Source organism: Variovorax sp. 01N429 (assembly GCF_056399425.1).
Genome location: NZ_JBFTRG010000010.1, coordinates 81,826 through 98,863, shown reverse-complemented (window position 1 = coordinate 98,863; position 17,038 = coordinate 81,826). Strand labels below are relative to the sequence as shown.

Below are 17,038 nucleotides of genomic sequence, written 5' to 3'. Positions count from 1 at the left end.
CGACTGAAGGTTGCGTTCGCCACCATTTGACTCTCGCCGTGGCTACTCCGCGTGCACATGAAAGCCTCAATGACCGAAACAGCAAAAGGTACATTCGCCGTCACTCTCCTACCGATGCCCTTCGAAGGGGACGACGTAGAGCCGAAGCTACTGGGTCGTTTGACCATCAACAAGCAGATATCAGGTGACCTCGTAGCAACGACACGCGGCCAAATGCTGAGTGCCGGGACGAGCATCAAAGGTTCAGCCGCCTACGTTGCCATTGAGCGGGTCACTGGCGTTCTGGCGGGAAAGAACGGCTCATTCGTTCTGCAACACACTGGCACCATGAATCGCGGCCTGGCCTCGTTATCTGTCACCGTCGTGCCGGACTCAGGAACGGAAGATCTGACTGGTATCGAGGGTGAGTTCAAGATCAGTGTCGCGGATGGCACTCACATTTATGAGTTTTCCTATTGCCTCCCGGGCAACTGAAAGCTGATCACACTCTCGAATAGAAGATGACGGGAAATGCAGAATGCGAGCCAACTCAAGGAGTCAACGATGTCGAGAGCCTTGTGCAGAACCATTGCGGCCGCGATGAGCGTCATTGCAATGAGCGGCGCTGCGGCGCAGGCCAGCGAGCAAGCCCCGGTGTTCACGCGAGCGCGACTCTCATCATCGTACGAAGACTCCGGCGGCAAGCTCTACGTTCGGTTGAGGCTGTTGCCCAGGTCCAAGATTCCCTTCGCGACGCAGACCTTCAGGCTGCCCGACCGCTCTCTGCTCGCCGATATCCCGGAAGGATCATGGGTCAAGTTCACCTCGATGCACATCGATGGCGAGAACACCGTGACATCGATTCACGCCACCGCCGAGTGCAAGCGCTTTCAGCCATGCGACTGAAGATGCCGGCTACTCGATACCGAGGTCCAGCTTCGACACCAACATTCGGCCTTGTTCATTCAAGCCGACAACCTCCACCGGGCTTCCATGTTTACGCAGCCGTTGACACACCTTGTCCAACGCGTTCACGGCGGTGATGTCCCAGAAGTGGGCTTCGCTGACGTCGATGCAGACGGGTTTGCCCTCGACGTCCCGCACGTCGAACGCATCGACCAGCATGTCCGCTGATGCAAAGAAGACCTGTCCGGAGACCCGATAGGTCAAGCTTTCGGTTCCTGTCTTCACGACAACAAGCAGACGCGAGACCTTGAAGGTGAAGAACAAGCCGCTCAACAGCACGCCGACAGTCACCCCGGCGGCCAGGTTGGCAGTGGCAACGGTCACCGCCACAGTTGCGCCCATAACGACACTCGAAAGCTTCGGGTGCTTCAAGAGCGCACGCGCAGAACCCCAATCCAGCGTAGAGACAGACACCATCACCATGATGGCGACCAATGCGGCGACGGGCACTTGAGACACCCAGGGTTTCAGAAGCACCATGAGGATCAGCAGGAAGGCGCCCGCGAACAGCGTCGACAAACGTCCGCGTCCGCCATAGCGAACGTTGCTCACCGTCTGCCCAATCATTCCGCAGCCAGCTATTCCTCCGAACAAGCTCGCGGCAACGTTGGCGATACCGAGGCCGGTGGACTCGCGGTTCTTGGAGCTCGGAGTGTCCGTGAGCTCGTCGACAACGCTGGCCGTCATCATGGATTCGAGCAGTCCCACCATCGCGATGGCCACAGCCGGCAAGGCGATGAGTTTCAAAGTCTCCAAAGACAGCGGTACCTGAGGCAAGCCGAACGTCGGCAAGCCGTCGGGCAGATGGCCCAGGTCGGCCACCGTCTTCAATGGCAGATGCATCCAGTGCGCAACGAGGGTGAGCACGACGATGCAGACCAGCGGCGACGGCACGATGGTCGTCAGCCTTGGCAATCCGTAAATGATCAGCAGGCCGACAGCGACCATCACCCATGTGGCGCCGTTGGCGCCGATGAGGTGCGGCATCTGCGCCGAGAAAATCAGAATCGCCAACGCGTTGACGAAGCCGGTGCGAACGGAGCCCGACACATATCGCATCAGTGCGCCGAGGCGCAGCCACCCGAACAGGATTTGAACAGCGCCCGCGAGGATGCCGGCGGCAAGAAGGTACTGCACGCCGTGTGCATGTACGAGTGGAGCAGCAACCAAGGCAACGGAGCCTGCTGCGGCAGAAACCATTGCCGGCCTTCCCCCGGCAAAGGCGATCACGATGCTGATGACGAAAGAGGCGAACAGTCCGACAGCAGGATCGACACCTGCGACGAAGGAGAAAGCAATGACCTCTGGAATGAGGGCGAACGTGGCGACCGCGCCGGCCATGAGCTCGCGTGGAATGCTGGGCGCCCATTCAGCGCGAAACGGGTGTGGGTGTTTGGACATGAAATATCGATGCTCTGCATCGAGCGGTTCGTACAGGGGCGTGGAGATGCCAAGCCTGAAGCCATGCTCCAGGTCCGGACGCAGGGTGGCTGTCGGCTACTCTAATCCCGTGCGATCATCCACCTTCATGCGTAGTCGCGACATCTTCGCAATGCTCGTGCTTCTTCACGTGAGCGGCTTTCTGTTTCCGCCGGGGCCGTTTGCCTCTTTCATCGGGAACTCGGTCTATTTGCCTCTCACGCTCCTGAAGGTGATAGGGCTGCCTGTCTACGCCTCCGCGCAAGCGTGGGGCTGGGCAAGTCCTTCACCCTTTGGATGGCTGGCGGTCATCATCGTTTGGGGGCTGATCTGGTGGCAGGTCGCCAGCCTCGCCGCCTGGGCGTTGCGCGCCAGGACCTCACAAAGCTAGACGAACCGTACAGCCTAGGAACGCACCCGATGAATGGCACAAAGCTTGTTGCCGTCCGGGTCGCGTACGTAGGCGAGGTAGTACTTGCCCAACGCATCGTCGCGCAGTCCTGGTGGATTTTCGATAGATACGCCGCCATGCGCCACGGCCGCGTCGTGAACCGCTTTCACCAGTTCGGGGCTCGCGCACTTGAATGCGATGGTTCCTCCGTTTGCGCACGTGGCAGGTTGATCGTCGATGGGCTCGCTGATCGCCAGCGTGTTTCCGTCATGGCGATAGAACAGACGAACATGACCTGTCGCCGAAACGTTGCGAACAGGCGCGCCCTCCGCGCCAATCACACGAAGAACCGCATCGTAGAACCGTTTGGAGCGTTCGATGTCGTTGCTGCCAATCATGACGTGATTGAACATTCATTTTTCCTTTCTGGTTTGCCAAGAATGCGAGTCAAGCAAGCGCGCGAAGCTCGCGCGCACTCACTCGTGTAGATTCTCGATCTTGCAGCCCGCTTTTTTTCGATCATCGATTCATGTCCGCCATACCCTCCAGTGAAGAACTCGCCAGCCTCGACGAAGAAGCGCTGGCAGCCTATGCAACGGAGTGGCGCGCCCGCGCCTCGCGTGGAGAGAAGTCGGCCTACGGCGTCGCACATGCGCTGGAGGTCGAATTGCGCCGCCGCGTCAGGACCAGCCTGATGCACCAGCTTGCCGAAGAACCGCCGGCGCCGCCTCGTCCGTGGTGGAGACGCTGGGTCTTCGGAAGCTGATTCCCCTTCCGCGGCAACGTGCGTCTTCCCTGTGGAACGCGGCTTCGCAGGTAACATGCGTTCCGCGAGACGTTCGCACCTATACGTTTCGCGCTTGAACGACTTTCGATGACCGACTCCGACTCCGACCCCGACCCTCTCTTCACGGCCTGTCGCCGCTTTCGTTGCCCGAGGACTCGGTCTTGATATTTACGGGCGACGATCTCTTCGCGATCAAGGTATTCGCAGCTGCTTCGCCGGTGGCCGGGCTTGCAGCTTTCGCACACGTCAAAGCTCGGCGCCGGCGTGCCCGCGCCATGGTCGCGGAAAGCGCGAGGCACACTGCACGAACGGCAATCATCGAAATCCGGCCTTCCCCGACGACGGATTCCGGTTCGGTCAGCATCGAACTCACGCCGCACTTGCTGGCATGTCTTGCCGCTGCCGATAGCGCGCATCTTCCTCGCTATTCGACACCCGACGCGGTCATGATGGCGCCGGCGGTCACGGCCGTCTGGAGGACCCGTCGACTGCTGGAAACGGTCGAATTCGAGGCGCCGAGCAAGCTCGTCGTGTCACGGGAATTCGTGAAGGTGCGGTCGTCGTCGAAGTCGGTCGAAAGCATCCAGGTGCCTTTGCGCGAGCTGCTGGAGGCTCACCGCAGGACCGAGAGAAGCCTGCCGCTGTACTGCGGAGCCGATGAAGAGATCCGGTCGGTGCCTCGGCAGGTGCTTCGGGTCGGCCCTGCGCGGGCGGGCAAGGATTTTTACTGGGTGCGCGCCGCCAATCTCGCCGAGCGGGACGCGCATGCGAGACCGCGGCACGATTCGTGAAATTTGCACTCATTCGATCGCCCTCCGATGTGCAGACCGGTCCAAACAGCGGATTGGCAATGCAGCGGGGGAGCATGCAGACTGACTCCGAACTGGAACAAGGAGTCGAAGTTGGAATTGCATTGGATTTACATGGTCATCCCCATCGTCGTCGCAGGCGTGGGCTCATTGGTGGTGCTGCCGATGTTTCGCAGCGCGAAGAGTCTCAACGATCGCATGACGCACCAAGTCACGCGCTCATTGGCGCTGTTGAAGGAATGCTCGAGCATGATGGGCGCCGAGACGCGCTTCAGCCCTCCGCCCGCGGGTCGTTGATCGGCCGGCTCGGCCGGCTCGGCCGGCTCGGCCTTGGCGCGATGCTTTGCGCCCTTGTCGTTGCATGCGGTACATCGCCCAAGGAAACATCGAGGACGCGCACAGCGTCGCCGCCGTCGACCTCGTCGACCACGCGCGCTGACGGCGCTTCTTCTTCGTCCAAAGCGTCGTCGGCCCCATCGACCGCGGCCAAACGCAAGGCGCAGCGCCAGGCGAAGCGCAAGGCGCCCACACGTTCTGCGGCCGCGGGCAAGGGCGCTTCGACCAAGTCTGCCAAGGTCACAGCCTCGCCGGGCCCGGGCGCCGCGGCGGGAACCTTTCTGTGGCCGGCGGCGGGGCAGGTCAGCGGGCGATTCAATGGCGGCTCCAACAAGGGCATCGACATTCGCGGAAATCCTGGCGACCCGGTCGTAGCGGCGGCCAAGGGGCGGGTGGTGTATGTGGGCTCGACGCTCAGGGGTTACGGCAATCTCGTCATGGTCAAGCACGACAAGGACTTGATGACCGCCTACGCGCACAACCGCAAGATCCTGGTTCGGGAGAACCAGCAAGTGCAGGCCGGCCAGCAGATCGCCGAGATGGGAAACACGGATTCGAGCGTGACCCGGCTGCACTTCGAGGTTCGGCGCGGGGGCCATGCCGTCGATCCGATGCCCTATCTGAAGGCCGGTCCCTCGGCGCCCTGAAAACGCATCGCAGGGTGCGAGGGAGGTCCACAAAGGCGGGATCACCCAAATCAACGCAGCGTGCAGTTTTGCGCAATTCGCGCATCGCGAGCGGTTGTAGGTCATTTGGATTCAGTCGACCCAGTCACACAATCGCGCCATCTTTTTTCAGCTGGTCCGCCATGGAAGCATCCCTATCTTTCGGCACGTTCACTCGAATCCTTCACGGCCTTTGGGCTGTGCTGACGAAGCCTGTGCCGATGCGTCCAGCTCCGCGAGCCGCGGCGCGAAGGGTGGTTCCGATGCCGTCGCGAATCGAAACCCGGCGAAGTGAATTGCCTGCGGCGCCGGCGGCGCGGATTGCACCTGCGGCATCTGTTGCCGCGGCGGCTCCAATGGTCCAGCAGCCTTCGGCCGATCCGGTGAAGGCTGCAGTTCGCGAATCGGTCGCACCCGCATCCGCCAAGCCGATGCGCACCCTGGAAGAGGTGCGAGCCGACCTGGCCCGTCTGCGCGAGAAGTCGAGGGAGCGTCAGGCCCAGGCGCCGGTGCGTGCGGACATCGGCTTTGCGCCGACCGATTTCATGGACTTCGGCAATCTGAAGCTCCGCAGCGCCCACTGAATCGCTGGCACTACTTCCCGGTCAGTCGCCTCTTCGGCACCGTGTTCCCGCTGACGCGGCGTATTGCATCCGCGAACTCTGTGACGATCGCAGGCCTTTCCGTTCCGTCTCGTCGAAAGAACAGGCCGAACGAGGGAAGGATCATCCGGGGCAGCACCTCGAGCCTCTGCACACCACCTCGGGCCATTTCGTCCAGCGCATGCTCCAGTCGCACCGCGCACACCAGCGAAGGATCCTTGCGAAGCACGGTGCCGATCGTCACCGATGACATCGCCTCGATGACCGGCACGGGCGGCGTCACGCCACTGTTGAGGAAGGCGGTCATGAATGCCTGCCTGACCAGCGTTTCCTTGGGCGGCACCACCCACGGCGCGGCTTGCAGGTCGGACCATCGCAAGCGGCGGCCGGTCACGCTCTCGTTCGCACTGGACGCAAGCACACACAGCTGATCTTCCAGCAGCACGACAGGTTCCAGCAAGCCGATCACGTCACTGGAGATGAGCTCAGGAGTGATGGCTCCAAAAACACAGTCGAGTTCGCCGTCCAGCAGGCGATGGATGAGCTCATGGACGCGACCCTCCCGCAACTGAACAGCCGCGCCGGGCATTCGCCGCCGCAGCTCGACGATGGCCGCTGGAATGGTCGCGGTGACCGACGGAGCGCCCACGCGCAGCACCGCAGTGATACCGCTCTGCATGGCATCGACGTCCTCGGTGGCGCGGGCCAGCTCATTCAGCACTGCTCGGGCCCGGAAGACGGCGCTTGATCCCACGGCGTTCGCGTGGATCCCTTGATGACTGCGCTCGAAGAGTTTGGCCCCGAAGCAGCTCTCGATTTCGCCGAGCATCTTGCTGATCGCCGGCTGACTCAAATGCAGGCGTGCCGCCGCGCCGCGCATGGTGGACGCTTCGGAAAGTGCGACAAGCAGTTCGAGGTGTCTGAGGCGCAGCGTGCGGATCAAGCGGTCGGTTTTCGTGTGCATTCCAGGTTCCGTGGGGTATAGCGATCCGTGATCACTCCTTCACGATTATCGAATTTTCAAGAATCGCGAAACTCGATAACGTCGCTGTCAATGAACTCAGAACCAAGAAAGACATCCGGGCCCGCGGCGCCGTTGAAGAACGTGCGCGTGATCGACATGGGGCAGTACATCGCCGGACCGGGCGCAGCCATGGTGCTGGCCGAACTCGGCGCACAGGTGATCAAGATCGAACCGCTGGCGGGCGACCAGGCCCGACACATCGGCCGCTATGGCGAATCGATGATCCGCGCCTACAGTCGCGGCAAGCAGTCGATTGCGCTCAATCTCAAGAGCGAGGCGGGCCGGGAGATCGCCTGGCGCCTCATCGCCAACTGCGACGTGGTGATCCAGAACTTGCGCCCGGGTGCCGTCGAGGCGCTGGGTCTGGGACCATCGGCCGTGCGTGAGCGGTTTCCCAAGGTCATCTATCTCTCGATCTCGGGTTTCGGCGATTTGGGTCCGTCCAGCGAACGCCCCGGCTACGACATCGCTGCACAAGCGGAGAGTGGCTTGATGTCGGTCACGGGTGAGCCGGACCGCCTCCCTCAGAAGGTGGGCGTACCGATCATCGATGCTGCCGCGGCGCACCTGGGTGCGCAAGCGGTGCTCGCCGCGCTGTACGGCCGCGCGCAGACCGGCGTGGGCGAGACGCTGCGCACGTCGCTGCTCGAGGTGGCCATGCATCTGCAGGCCACCACGTGGTGCGACTACCTGGGCGGCGCGCCCGAGCCGACGCGCATCGGCGACGGCCAGCCGAACAACGCCCCCGCGGCGGAGGTGGTGCCGACGCGCGACGGGCATATCGTGCTGTCCGCCTACGCGGACGAGCATTGGGCGCGGTTTTGCCGCGTGGTGGGGCGCGAGTCGCTCGCGACCGATCCTCGATTTCGCACGAATGCGCTCCGGGTGCAGCATCGCAGCGAGCTTCGCATCGTGCTGCGTGAATGCCTCTCGTCATTGACCAGCGAAGAATGCGTGGCGCTGTTGAGCCGGAACCAGATCGTCGTCGGCTTCGTGCGCAGTTACCGGCAGGTGCTGCAGAGTGCCGACGTTCAGGCGAGCGGACTGTTGGTCGACGCCATCGGCACGGACGGTCAGAGATACCCGTCACTGGCGCTGCCCTATCGGCTCGGTGACGCGCCGCGCGCCAAACCGCCGGCGGCTCCGGCGTGCGGGGCCGACACGGACTTGCTCCTGGGTGAGCTCGGACTCGCTGCGAACGAGATCGACGAACTTCGCCGCGCCGGTGCGGTGGCCTGATTGGCCTGATATCAACGAGAAAACCATGGATTCGAAGACGACCTTCACCACCCGCACCCCCATGGTCACCGACGCCTGCGAAGACGCGGTGATCCAGACGCTGCCGCTGTTCGAGATGATGCGCATGCGCGCCGCAACAACCGCGCGCCGCCACCCGGTTCTCGGCTTTGCTGCGCCGGACCCTGCATCGACCATGCGATGGGTCAATCAGTTCACTCACACCCACCGTCGGCTCGGTCCGAACGACAAGGAAGTGGTCAGCCCGAACAATGACACGGTCTACAGCAACGCCTGGCTGGACCTCTCTGAAGGACCGGTCATCATCGAGACGCCCGACATGGGCGAACGCTACTGGACCCTGGGGCTGCTCGATGCGTGGACGAACCCGTTTGCCTATGTGGGACGCCGGACCACCGGCAACCGGGCCCAACGCACGCTGGTGCATGGACCCGGCTGGCACGGGGCTGTTCCGTCCGGTATCACGCTGACGATTGCCGCACCCGGCGACGACGTATGGCTGATCGGGCGCCATCTGGTGGAGGACGATGGCGAAGACGCCGATCGCGTCCGCGAGTCGCAGCGCTCGATGCGGCTCGTCCGCCCCGATGGCGCCGATGCGGCCATGCGCGTGGACACATGGATGGACGGCCGCGATGCGGGCACACCGGCTGCCGACCTGTACCTGTCCATCGTGAGCGCAGCATTGCTGCGCAATCCGCCGCTGCCTGGGGAAGCCCTGGCATGGCCTCCTGAATCGATCGGGTTCGCGGCGACGCTCGCCATGGTCTACGAGCGTCTGCGCACGAGCAACCAGCCGCACGATCTGGGCGGAGGCTGGGCTATCCCGGTGATGGTCAAGACCCATTGGGGCGACGACTATCTGACGCGCGCCCGTATCGCCCGCAACTTCATCGGCGCGCTCGGCGTAGAGGAAGCGATGTACCCCACGGCGGAAGTGGACGCGCGAGGCGCACCGCTGGATGGATCGCGGTGCTACGAGTTGCGCTTCGCGCCGGGCAGGGGCCTGAAAGTGGGTGCCTTCTGGTCGCTCACGATGTACCGCCGCAGCGACTGCCTCTTCGTTGCGAATGCCATCAACCGGTATTCGATCGGCGATCGCACGCCGGGCCTGCGCCACGACGCCGACGGGGGTCTTGCGATACGGCTCCAGGCGGAGGATCCAGGGCCGGGCGTCAACTGGCTTCCCGCGCCGAAAGGCGACTTGTTCTACGTCGTGCTGCGGCTCTATCAACCGCATGCCGACCACCTGGAGTTGCGGTTCGACTATCCGCCGATCCAGCCTATCGAGCCGATCTGATTGCCGAGACAAAACGCAAAGACAAAATCAACGGAGACAAGCAAACATGACAACGAACCGCAGACACTTTCTCACATTGGCCGCAGCCGGCCTTGCAACGCCCTGGTGCCTGCCGAGCCAGGCGCAAGCATGGCCAGCACGGCCGATCCGCATGATCTCCCCCTATGGCGCAGGCGGGTCCAACGACATCCTGACGCGCGTGCTCGGCGAATTCCTCGGCCACAAACTCGGGCAGGGCGTGGTGGTCGAGAACAAGGCCGGTGCCGGCACGCGCATCGCCAACGAATTCGTGGCCAAGGCGCCTCCGGATGGCTACACGCTCCTGCATGCGGCAGCACCGATTGCGATCGGCGAGGCGCTCTACAAGGATCTGCCCTACGACGTGCACAAGAGCTTCGCGTCCATCTCCAGCACGGCCATCGCTCCCTTGTTCCTGGTGGTCAATGCCAACGCGCCCTACAAGACGCTTGCGGAGTTCATCAAGCATGCAAAGGCGAATCCCAACGGAGCGACGTTCGGATCGCCTGGCGCCGGCTCCGCGCCTCATTTGACGGCCGAACTCCTGCTGCGTGCCGCCGGCGCGAAAGGCATCGTCGTGCAATACCGCGGCGATGCGGCCGCCTACACCGAGCTCCTTGCCGGGCGGATCGACGCCACCCTGACAGCCATCACCACGGCCGTACCTCACATTCAGGCCGGCAAGCTGCGAGTCCTGGGAGTCGCCATGGAAGAGCGCACGCCGCTTTACCCGGAAGCGCCGACCTTCCGCGAGCAGGGACTGCCCTCCGTTGTCGGCTATGGCTGGTACGGCATGCTCGCGCCCGCAGGAACACCGGCGAACATCGTCGCGCGATTGAACGCCGAGATCAATGCCGCGGTGGCCGACGCGGATGTCCGTCGCAAGGCCGAGGCCGCCGGACTGCAGCTGCGCGGAAGCACGAGCGCCGAGTTCAGTGCCTTCATCGCCAGCGAGACGCGCAAGTGGGCGCAAATCATCAAGGCCGCCAACATCACGGCTGAATGATGGGGACGATGCCACCCGCCAAGCGCGGGGTCGCACGCGCAGGAGTGGTTTTGCTCATGGTGCTGATGGCCGGATGCGCGATGATCGCCGGACCGAAGCCAGCCATGCAGCGCAACACCACATCCGGCCCTGTGATCGGCAGCGACGATTCGACTGGCAGCGGAACCTGGAGCTGGAAGGGCGTTGCGTATGCACGAGCCCCAGTGGGCGATCTGCGCTGGCGCGCGCCGCGCGAGCCCGAGCGATGGACCGCCGCGCGGCCCGCCACCGCGTTTGCGCCTGCCTGCGTTCAGACCGGCCGCCTCTATGGTCCCGGCCTGCACAACCGCTACGACGACACGATCGGCACGACGCTCGGCAAAACCGTCGGTTCGGAAGACTGCCTGTACCTCAACATCTGGACGCCTGCCTCGGCGGCTACCAAGCCCAGGCCTGTGGTCGTGTTCGTTCATGGGGGCAGCAACATCACCGGCTACACGGCGGACCCGGTCTACGACGGCGCCGCGCTCGCGCGCAACGAGGATGTTGTCGTGGTCACAGTCAACTACCGGCTCGGCGTCTTCGGTTTCCTGAACCAGGCTCAACTGAAGATCGGAGAACGCGAGCAAGACTCGGGTAACTTCGCGCTGCTCGACATCGTCAAGGCGCTGGATTTCGTGGGCGCCAACATCGCGGAATTCGGCGGCGATCCTCGCCGCGTGACGCTGATGGGCCAGTCGGCAGGCGCCGTGAACGTCTACGCGTTGCTGACATCACCGATGCTGCTGGCCCGCGACAAGCCGCCTTTCCAGAGGGCGGTCGTTCTCAGTGGCGGTATCTCGACAGCGGCATCCCTGCCGAAGGGCGCCATTCCCGGCATGTTGCCGGCCGCGCTGTGGGCGAAGCGCGGCGATGCGCTGCTTGATGAAATGCTCATGTCGCAAGGCCGTGCGACCGACGAGTCGGATGCACGTCAGCTGGTTTCGAAGGCCAGTGCGGCGGCCATGGCGGACTGGATGCGCTCCAGCTCGGCCGATTCGATCCTGGACGTGGTTCGCGCGCGCCTTGCCCACCGCGGCATGGCCGCTTCAAATCCGATTCCGGACGGTTGGGTCGTCGCCAAGGACCCGATCGCTGAAATCCGCGCGGGCCGCTACGTTCATGTGCCGGTACTCGCAGGCCTCGCCCGCGACGAAACGAAGCTCTTTCCGCAGTTGTTCGCGTTGCGTCCGGATCTCGGCGGCATCAGCGGCCGCCTTCTCGACGATGCGGCCGTTTTCGCGCTGGCTGCGCACTACGATCCGGAAGCTGCACCGCAGACCTCGATCCAGCAATGGGTGCCGCCAGCTTATCTGCCTGCCGCTAAGCCCGTTACCGGCTTCGACGCGCGTGCCGCCGAACTCAATCGGGTCTGGTTCGAGGCGATTCGGGACGATGCGTTGAATGCGCTGCGCACGCAACAGGCTTCTGTCTGGGCCTACGAGTTTGACTGGGATGAACTGCCGGCGCCATTCGACAAGATATTCGGCGCTGCGCACACATTCGACCTGCCGTTCGTGTTCGGAAATTTTGGGCCGTCGCTGTACTCGCGTATCTCGTTCACGCACGGGAATGAGCCCGGGCGGCTGGCGCTTTCAGGCGTGATGCAGGGCGCGTTGGGAGCTTTCGCCCGCAGTGGCGATCCGAGTCACGCAGCCATCGGGACGGCGTGGCCAGCCTGGCCGAGCACGCTTCATTTCGACGCGGATGCAAATCGAGCGCACGTCGTCATTCAATGATCGAGGACTTCTTTACGGAGATTACTTGGCGCGCTCTTGCCGGCAGCGCAAGCTGCGTTCGCGGGTACGAGAAGCGGCACGGCAAGCACGGCGCAGCCGCTTGCCGCAAACCATACCAGCGCCCATCCCTGCATCGCCAGCATGTGCGGGATCAAGAGCGGTGTCAAAAAGCACACCACGAAGACACCTGTATTGGCCATGCCGAGCGCCGTGCCCGTGCGTCCCGCACCGGACAGCACCGCCAGTTCCGTGTAGGCGACGCCGTGCCAGGCGGACACGCACGCGCCGCTGATGACCAGCAGGCCCATCAGTCCCGAACGAAAGAAGGAAGAGCCGACAAGTCGATCCTCGCCCAACGTGGCAGCGGCACCCAGCGCCGCGAACAGCAGCGCGGCCAAGACGCCGCACACGCGCAGGTACGCGGGCCTGTTCTTCCGGCGGCCGGTCCAGCGACCGCTCCAGACGCGCATCACCATCGCGCCAACCTGTCTGATGGGGCTGTTTCCCAAGCTCGGGGCGCTGATCGCGTCGGTGCCGCGCCCTGTTCTGGGCGGCTGTGCGATCGTGATGTTTGGCATGACCACCGTGGCCGGCATTGAGTTGCTGTCGCGCGTCAAATTCGAGGGTACGCGCAATGCGATCATCGTGGCAGTGTCGGTCAGTGTGGGTGTGTTGCCGATGTCGTTTCCGCCCCTCTTTGCGCACGCCAGTGGAAAACGCGAGCGCCTGAGCGCCCTGTCCCACCTCTTTCAAGCAACATGAAGCCATCCCTCTCCTCGACAATGAATTCCTCCACGCCAGAAACACTGTCGGCGCGCGACATTGAACTGCTTCGCCTGTCGATCAGACTCTCCAGCGAGTCTCGTGCACGCGGGCGCCATCCCTTTGCGGCGCTCGTGGCCGATGCCAATGGCGAGGTCGTCACGACAGCCGGCAACAACTCGATGCCTCCCGAAGGTGATCCCACACAGCACGCCGAGCTCGTGGCGGCCGCCCAGGCCGCCCGCCGACTCACGCCTGAGCAACTCGCGCGATGCACCTTGTTTACCAGTGCCGAGCCCTGCTGCATGTGCGCCGGCGCGGTTTACTGGACCGGCATTGGTCGCGTGGTCTATGCGCTGTCCGAGCATTCGCTGCTCGGGCTCACGGGGGACCATCCGGAGAACCCGACCTTTTCGCTGCCCTGCCGGGAGGTCCTTGCGCGCGGGCAACGCCGAGTGGAAGTGATCGGCCCGCTACTTGAAGACGAAGCGTCCGTGCCACACCAGGGGTTCTGGCATAGGGATGCGTGAATTCGCTCTCGGCTCCGGCAACTCGCGCTTGCCGGATCTGCGCGCCTACCAGAACCGCCAGAAGGGGCGCTTGCGCTGAGAAGGCTCCAGCGAAGCATTCATCGTCGTGCTGCTGCCAAATCGTCGCCGGACTTCCCGTTCATGAACGTGTGCAGGTCCGCGGGCTTCCGCGTGCCCGCGCAGCGCCAGAAGGCGCAACTGGTGTGCGCGGTCAAGGAGGTCTTCGTCGGAAAGTTTTCCTGGCTCGGTCATCATGATCACGCGATTTTGCAACGGCGGCGAGAGCCTGCGACGAAAATTTCTGCCTTCGAATCAGGCGAGATCGGACCGGCCCCTTTTCCTTTCCCTTTCCCTTTCCCTTTCCCTTTCCCTTTCCGTTTCCCTTTCCGTTTCCCTTTCGCGCTCCACGGCAAGTCGGGATTCACAGCGAGTTAACTCCCTGTTACGCTTTCGGGGCTCATTTTTTGCCTGCTCCCGAAAGGACCGCCATCCATGTTTTGCGCTGAATGCGGCACGTTGAACGGACCCATGCATGCCCTCTGTCCAGGTTGCGGCATCAGCGTCAAAAAGGAGCCCACCGGGCGCGGCGGCACGACGCAACGTCCAAGCCTGCTCGGCCGGCTCGACAGCGACCGCGACGCCCAAGAGGGTCTGCAGGAACTCTACGCCGCTGCGGTCGGGCCGAAGAACCGGGAACACTACCTCGCCCGGTTCGCGCTCTTCGATCACCGGCGCAAGACATCGGCCGGCTGGCACTGGCCGGCTTTCTTCGTGACGCTCTATTGGCTGCTCTACCGAAAGATGTGGGGCAAGGCCGCCATCTACTTCTTCCTGCCTTACATGCTGTTGGTCCCAGCGGCAGCCCTCGGGCGGGCGGTGCCGGTGGTCGTCATCGTCGGCTACTTCGTCTATGTGCTGGCCATCTTCATCTTGCCGCCGCTCTTTGCCGACGCGGCCTATTACCGCCACTGCGAGCGCGTGATCGAGAATGCGCGGGCTGTGAACCGGAGCCAGGAAGGGCAGCTTGTGCTCGTCGCCCAAAAGGGTGGAACAAGCAGCGTCGTGCTCATCGTCGCTTGCGTGCTCGGTCTGTCGATGGTCCTTGGCATTTTTGCCGCTCTGGCGATGCCTGCGTACAAGGACTACGCCTCGCGTGCAAAAGCGCCGCGAACTGTCAACACCGAGATTGGCCAGTCGTTGCGTCATTCCGCGTGACTCCCCCACGCTCGACGGCGTGCGGCCATGTCTTCCTCAAGAAGGATGAGCCCTCGCGCGACGCCGAAGTCTTGACAAGCCCCCGGGTGCGGCCGATTCTCGGCATGACCCTAATTGAGGGCACATGGAGGTCGATGATGGAGGAGAAACCGGAAATCGCCTGTGCGGCGAAAACATCGCGAGCGAGCATCATGTCGATGCCGCTCGATGCGCTCAATCCGTCGGATCCGCAGTTGTTCGTCGACGACACGATCGGCGACGTCTTCGCGCGGCTTCGTCGCGAAGCGCCGGTGCACCGTTCGCACAGTGGCATCGAAGGCATTGGCGACTTCTGGTCGGTGACGCGCTATCGCGACATCATGCATGTCGAGACGCACCACGAGATCTTCTCGTCCGACTGGTCCAAGGGTGGCATCACACTGATGGATTTCCCGCCCGGCGAGCAGCAGTTGCAGATGTTCATCGCCATGGACCCGCCCCGGCACGACGAAGAACGCAAGGTCGTGAGCCCGATCGCCGCTCCGTCGAACCTGGAGACCTGGGAGGGCCTGATCCGTGAACGCACGCGCAAGGTGCTCGATGAATTGCCACGCAACGAGCCCTTCGACTGGGTCGACCGCGTGTCGATCGAACTCACGACGCTGATGCTGGCCACGCTTTTCGATTTTCCGCTGGAGGATCGGCGTCTGCTGACGCATTGGTCGGACATGTCCACCGCTAACAAGCGCACCAACCCCGATGCGCCTGAGCCTGACGTGCGCATGGCCGAGTTGCGCAAGATGCTCGCTTACTTCACCGGACTTTGGAACGAGCGCGTCAACGCGCCGCCGCGGCCCGATCTGGTGTCGATGCTGGCCCACAGCCCGACGACGCGCAATATGGGGCCACTGGAGTACATGGGCAATCTCGTCTTGCTCATCGTGGGCGGCAACGACACGACGCGCAACTCGATGACGGGCGGCCTCCTCGCACTGCACGAGCATCCCGCGGAAATGGCCAAGCTGCGCGCCAACCCTGCCTTGATCGACAGCCTCGTGCCGGAGATCATCCGCTGGCAGACTCCCTTGGCATACATGCGGAGAACTGCGACAGAGGACACCGAACTCGGCGGCAAGCAGATCCGCAAAGGCGACAAGCTCGCGATGTGGTATCTCTCGGCCAATCGCGACGAGGAAATGATTGCCGAGCCGGAGCGCTTCATCATCGATCGCGAACGCCCGCGCCAGCACCTGTCGTTCGGCTTCGGCATTCATCGCTGCGTGGGCAGCCGGATCGCCGAACTTCAGCTCAAGATCTTGTGGGAAGAATTGCTCGGGCGGTTCAGTGCGATCGAAGTGGTCGGCCCGCCCACGCGCGTGCGATCGTCATTCGTGCACGGGTTCTCGCAGTTGCCGGTGCGCGTGGTCGACTGAGCGCGGTGCATTTCATCATTGAGGAGGGCGGCGCGCATTGAATACGGCGCTCAGCAGCGATTGCCAGTTGGTCTCGTCCGGCCAGCGCGACATCACCGCGTCCAGGCGGCCGTCGATCAGCAACATCGCAAAGCCATGCACCAGCGCCCATCCGGCAATCATCGTGGCCCCCTGTTCGGGCGTGACTTCGGCATCCGTTGTCGGCGCAAGGCCCAGCCGGTCCGCTGCCGCGCCGGCCAGTGCCGCGCGAGCCTGGTCGGCGGCCTCGCGCAATGCGGGGCGCGTCATGTCGAGGCGTTCGCCGCGAAACATGAGCAAGAACAGGGCGGGGTGCTCCCGCGCGAAGGTGACATAGGCGAGGCCGGCCGCGTCGAAGCGTGCGCCTGGGGACGAGCCCTCGTTGCCCGCTGCGCGCAGGGCCTCGGCAAACTGCCGAAAGCCCACCGCGGCGAGCTCGCTCAAAAGGCCGGTCAGATCGCCGAAGTGATTCTTCGGCGCGGCATGCGAGACGCCTGCGGCGCGTGCCGCGGCGCGCAGCGTGAGCGCTTCGAGTCCCTGGCTTTCGATGATGTCCTGTGCGGCCGCAAGCAGCGTGGCGTGCAGCGCGCCGTGGTGATAGGGTGCAGGCGCTTCGGCGGCGGCCTTGCGGCGACTGCGTGAGGCGAGTGGGGCGGCGCTCCGGCGCTTTGGCGATGCAGGCATGGAGTTCTCGAAGGTCAAAAGTCAGATGTTGACGACGTCAATTTTACTTGACTTTCATCTTCGATCGTCTTTCAATGCCGGGTATTGACAGCGTCAATATG

22 protein-coding genes are annotated in these 17,038 nt (G+C 63.5%); 16 read left to right on the top strand and 6 right to left on the bottom strand.

Annotated features, from left to right (window positions below; translation table 11 throughout):
• Positions 1-69: 69 nt before the first annotated feature.
• Together AC1DSF_RS18670 and AC1DSF_RS18665 are read left to right on the top strand one after the other, a co-directional pair.
• A complete protein-coding gene (locus AC1DSF_RS18670; RefSeq protein ID WP_478124109.1) occupies positions 70-474 on the top strand; it encodes a DUF3224 domain-containing protein in 405 nt (134 codons plus the stop codon).
• A gap of 69 nt (positions 475-543) precedes the next feature.
• On the top strand, positions 544-885 hold the full coding sequence (locus tag AC1DSF_RS18665) for a hypothetical protein (protein ID WP_478183224.1): 342 nt from the start codon (positions 544-546) through the stop codon (positions 883-885).
• A gap of 9 nt (positions 886-894) precedes the next feature.
• On the opposite strand, the gene AC1DSF_RS18660 is transcribed toward AC1DSF_RS18665, so the two are convergent.
• Positions 895-2,346, bottom strand: coding sequence for a SulP family inorganic anion transporter (locus AC1DSF_RS18660; RefSeq protein ID WP_478124107.1), 1,452 nt, complete (start codon positions 2,344-2,346; stop codon positions 895-897).
• 127 nt (positions 2,347-2,473) lie between these two features.
• On the opposite strand from AC1DSF_RS18660, the gene AC1DSF_RS18655 reads away from it, so the two are divergent.
• Complete coding sequence (locus AC1DSF_RS18655) at positions 2,474-2,755, top strand: hypothetical protein (protein WP_478124106.1); 282 nt, start codon at positions 2,474-2,476, stop codon at positions 2,753-2,755.
• 14 nt (positions 2,756-2,769) lie between these two features.
• On the opposite strand, the gene AC1DSF_RS18650 is transcribed toward AC1DSF_RS18655, so the two are convergent.
• Positions 2,770-3,168 (bottom strand): VOC family protein, encoded by a 399-nt coding sequence (locus AC1DSF_RS18650; protein WP_478124105.1) that lies wholly within the window; start codon positions 3,166-3,168, stop codon positions 2,770-2,772.
• Positions 3,169-3,284: 116 nt separating this feature from the next.
• Between AC1DSF_RS18650 and AC1DSF_RS18645 the strand changes: the two genes are divergently transcribed.
• The 5 genes from AC1DSF_RS18645 to AC1DSF_RS18625 all read left to right on the top strand — a co-directional run bounded on the left by AC1DSF_RS18645 (position 3,285) and on the right by AC1DSF_RS18625 (position 5,936).
• The gene (locus tag AC1DSF_RS18645) at positions 3,285-3,521 is read left to right on the top strand and encodes a hypothetical protein (RefSeq protein WP_478124104.1); all 237 of its coding nucleotides are present in this window, start codon (positions 3,285-3,287) and stop codon (positions 3,519-3,521) included.
• Positions 3,522-3,703: 182 nt separating this feature from the next.
• Positions 3,704-4,333: a hypothetical protein gene (locus AC1DSF_RS18640; protein WP_478124103.1), complete on the top strand. Its 630-nt coding sequence runs from the start codon at positions 3,704-3,706 to the stop codon at positions 4,331-4,333.
• 132 nt (positions 4,334-4,465) lie between these two features.
• Positions 4,466-4,648 (top strand): hypothetical protein, encoded by a 183-nt coding sequence (locus AC1DSF_RS18635; protein WP_478183223.1) that lies wholly within the window; start codon positions 4,466-4,468, stop codon positions 4,646-4,648.
• A complete protein-coding gene (locus AC1DSF_RS18630; RefSeq protein WP_478183222.1) occupies positions 4,591-5,334 on the top strand; it encodes a murein hydrolase activator EnvC family protein in 744 nt (247 codons plus the stop codon). Before AC1DSF_RS18635 ends, AC1DSF_RS18630 begins: the two co-directional genes overlap by 58 nt.
• A gap of 374 nt (positions 5,335-5,708) precedes the next feature.
• On the top strand, positions 5,709-5,936 hold the full coding sequence (locus tag AC1DSF_RS18625; RefSeq protein ID WP_478124100.1) for a hypothetical protein: 228 nt from the start codon (positions 5,709-5,711) through the stop codon (positions 5,934-5,936).
• A gap of 10 nt (positions 5,937-5,946) precedes the next feature.
• On the opposite strand, the gene AC1DSF_RS18620 is transcribed toward AC1DSF_RS18625, so the two are convergent.
• A complete protein-coding gene (locus tag AC1DSF_RS18620; protein ID WP_478124099.1) occupies positions 5,947-6,918 on the bottom strand; it encodes a LysR family transcriptional regulator in 972 nt (323 codons plus the stop codon).
• 90 nt (positions 6,919-7,008) lie between these two features.
• Between AC1DSF_RS18620 and AC1DSF_RS18615 the strand changes: the two genes are divergently transcribed.
• The 4 genes from AC1DSF_RS18615 to AC1DSF_RS18600 are packed head-to-tail and all read left to right on the top strand — an operon-like array spanning position 7,009 to position 12,316.
• Positions 7,009-8,217, top strand: a complete 1,209-nt coding sequence (locus AC1DSF_RS18615; protein ID WP_478124098.1) for a CoA transferase — start codon at positions 7,009-7,011, stop codon at positions 8,215-8,217.
• A 25-nt stretch (positions 8,218-8,242) separates the two neighbouring features.
• On the top strand, positions 8,243-9,535 hold the full coding sequence (locus AC1DSF_RS18610) for a DUF1254 domain-containing protein (RefSeq protein WP_478183221.1): 1,293 nt from the start codon (positions 8,243-8,245) through the stop codon (positions 9,533-9,535).
• Between the two features lie 46 nt (positions 9,536-9,581).
• On the top strand, positions 9,582-10,559 hold the full coding sequence (locus AC1DSF_RS18605; protein ID WP_478183220.1) for a Bug family tripartite tricarboxylate transporter substrate binding protein: 978 nt from the start codon (positions 9,582-9,584) through the stop codon (positions 10,557-10,559).
• An 8-nt stretch (positions 10,560-10,567) separates the two neighbouring features.
• Positions 10,568-12,316: a carboxylesterase/lipase family protein gene (locus tag AC1DSF_RS18600; protein ID WP_478183219.1), complete on the top strand. Its 1,749-nt coding sequence runs from the start codon at positions 10,568-10,570 to the stop codon at positions 12,314-12,316.
• On the opposite strand, the gene AC1DSF_RS18595 is transcribed toward AC1DSF_RS18600, so the two are convergent.
• The gene (locus AC1DSF_RS18595; RefSeq protein ID WP_478183218.1) at positions 12,310-12,792 is read right to left on the bottom strand and encodes a hypothetical protein; all 483 of its coding nucleotides are present in this window, start codon (positions 12,790-12,792) and stop codon (positions 12,310-12,312) included. The genes AC1DSF_RS18600 and AC1DSF_RS18595 overlap by 7 nt on opposite strands.
• Positions 12,793-12,808: 16 nt before the next feature.
• Between AC1DSF_RS18595 and AC1DSF_RS18590 the strand changes: the two genes are divergently transcribed.
• A complete protein-coding gene (locus AC1DSF_RS18590) occupies positions 12,809-13,078 on the top strand; it encodes a solute carrier family 23 protein (protein ID WP_478143514.1) in 270 nt (89 codons plus the stop codon).
• Positions 13,075-13,608 (top strand): nucleoside deaminase, encoded by a 534-nt coding sequence (locus AC1DSF_RS18585; RefSeq protein WP_478183217.1) that lies wholly within the window; start codon positions 13,075-13,077, stop codon positions 13,606-13,608. Before AC1DSF_RS18590 ends, AC1DSF_RS18585 begins: the two co-directional genes overlap by 4 nt.
• A gap of 45 nt (positions 13,609-13,653) precedes the next feature.
• On the opposite strand, the gene AC1DSF_RS18580 is transcribed toward AC1DSF_RS18585, so the two are convergent.
• Positions 13,654-13,869, bottom strand: a complete 216-nt coding sequence (locus AC1DSF_RS18580) for a hypothetical protein (protein ID WP_478124087.1) — start codon at positions 13,867-13,869, stop codon at positions 13,654-13,656.
• A gap of 267 nt (positions 13,870-14,136) precedes the next feature.
• On the opposite strand from AC1DSF_RS18580, the gene AC1DSF_RS18575 reads away from it, so the two are divergent.
• Positions 14,137-14,823: a DUF2628 domain-containing protein gene (locus AC1DSF_RS18575; protein WP_478124086.1), complete on the top strand. Its 687-nt coding sequence runs from the start codon at positions 14,137-14,139 to the stop codon at positions 14,821-14,823.
• 191 nt (positions 14,824-15,014) lie between these two features.
• Complete coding sequence (locus AC1DSF_RS18570; protein ID WP_478183216.1) at positions 15,015-16,235, top strand: cytochrome P450; 1,221 nt, start codon at positions 15,015-15,017, stop codon at positions 16,233-16,235.
• Positions 16,236-16,250: 15 nt separating this feature from the next.
• Here the strand turns inward: AC1DSF_RS18570 and AC1DSF_RS18565 are convergent, their stop codons facing one another.
• Entirely contained in the window at positions 16,251-16,937 is a 687-nt protein-coding gene (locus AC1DSF_RS18565; RefSeq protein ID WP_478183215.1) for a TetR-like C-terminal domain-containing protein, read from the bottom strand.
• Positions 16,938-17,038: the final 101 nt, after the last annotated feature.

Excerpts from the sequence above, each read along its gene's own strand:
- AC1DSF_RS18670 (WP_478124109.1), top strand. The coding sequence starts at position 70 with ATGACCGAAACAGCAAAAGGTACATTCGCCGTCACTCTCCTACCGATG.
- AC1DSF_RS18665 (WP_478183224.1), top strand. The coding sequence starts at position 544 with ATGTCGAGAGCCTTGTGCAGAACCATTGCGGCCGCGATGAGCGTCATT.
- AC1DSF_RS18660 (WP_478124107.1), bottom strand. The coding sequence starts at position 2,346 with ATGTCCAAACACCCACACCCGTTTCGCGCTGAATGGGCGCCCAGCATT.
- AC1DSF_RS18655 (WP_478124106.1), top strand. The coding sequence starts at position 2,474 with ATGCGTAGTCGCGACATCTTCGCAATGCTCGTGCTTCTTCACGTGAGC.
- AC1DSF_RS18650 (WP_478124105.1), bottom strand. The coding sequence starts at position 3,168 with ATGTTCAATCACGTCATGATTGGCAGCAACGACATCGAACGCTCCAAA.
- AC1DSF_RS18645 (WP_478124104.1), top strand. The coding sequence starts at position 3,285 with ATGTCCGCCATACCCTCCAGTGAAGAACTCGCCAGCCTCGACGAAGAA.
- AC1DSF_RS18635 (WP_478183223.1), top strand. The coding sequence starts at position 4,466 with ATGGTCATCCCCATCGTCGTCGCAGGCGTGGGCTCATTGGTGGTGCTG.
- AC1DSF_RS18630 (WP_478183222.1), top strand. The coding sequence starts at position 4,591 with ATGCTCGAGCATGATGGGCGCCGAGACGCGCTTCAGCCCTCCGCCCGC.
- AC1DSF_RS18625 (WP_478124100.1), top strand. The coding sequence starts at position 5,709 with ATGGTCCAGCAGCCTTCGGCCGATCCGGTGAAGGCTGCAGTTCGCGAA.
- AC1DSF_RS18620 (WP_478124099.1), bottom strand. The coding sequence starts at position 6,918 with ATGCACACGAAAACCGACCGCTTGATCCGCACGCTGCGCCTCAGACAC.
- AC1DSF_RS18615 (WP_478124098.1), top strand. The coding sequence starts at position 7,009 with ATGAACTCAGAACCAAGAAAGACATCCGGGCCCGCGGCGCCGTTGAAG.
- AC1DSF_RS18610 (WP_478183221.1), top strand. The coding sequence starts at position 8,243 with ATGGATTCGAAGACGACCTTCACCACCCGCACCCCCATGGTCACCGAC.
- AC1DSF_RS18605 (WP_478183220.1), top strand. The coding sequence starts at position 9,582 with ATGACAACGAACCGCAGACACTTTCTCACATTGGCCGCAGCCGGCCTT.
- AC1DSF_RS18600 (WP_478183219.1), top strand. The coding sequence starts at position 10,568 with ATGCCACCCGCCAAGCGCGGGGTCGCACGCGCAGGAGTGGTTTTGCTC.
- AC1DSF_RS18595 (WP_478183218.1), bottom strand. The coding sequence starts at position 12,792 with ATGGTGATGCGCGTCTGGAGCGGTCGCTGGACCGGCCGCCGGAAGAAC.
- AC1DSF_RS18590 (WP_478143514.1), top strand. The coding sequence starts at position 12,809 with ATGGGGCTGTTTCCCAAGCTCGGGGCGCTGATCGCGTCGGTGCCGCGC.
- AC1DSF_RS18585 (WP_478183217.1), top strand. The coding sequence starts at position 13,075 with ATGAAGCCATCCCTCTCCTCGACAATGAATTCCTCCACGCCAGAAACA.
- AC1DSF_RS18575 (WP_478124086.1), top strand. The coding sequence starts at position 14,137 with ATGCATGCCCTCTGTCCAGGTTGCGGCATCAGCGTCAAAAAGGAGCCC.
- AC1DSF_RS18570 (WP_478183216.1), top strand. The coding sequence starts at position 15,015 with ATGTCGATGCCGCTCGATGCGCTCAATCCGTCGGATCCGCAGTTGTTC.
- AC1DSF_RS18565 (WP_478183215.1), bottom strand. The coding sequence starts at position 16,937 with ATGCCTGCATCGCCAAAGCGCCGGAGCGCCGCCCCACTCGCCTCACGC.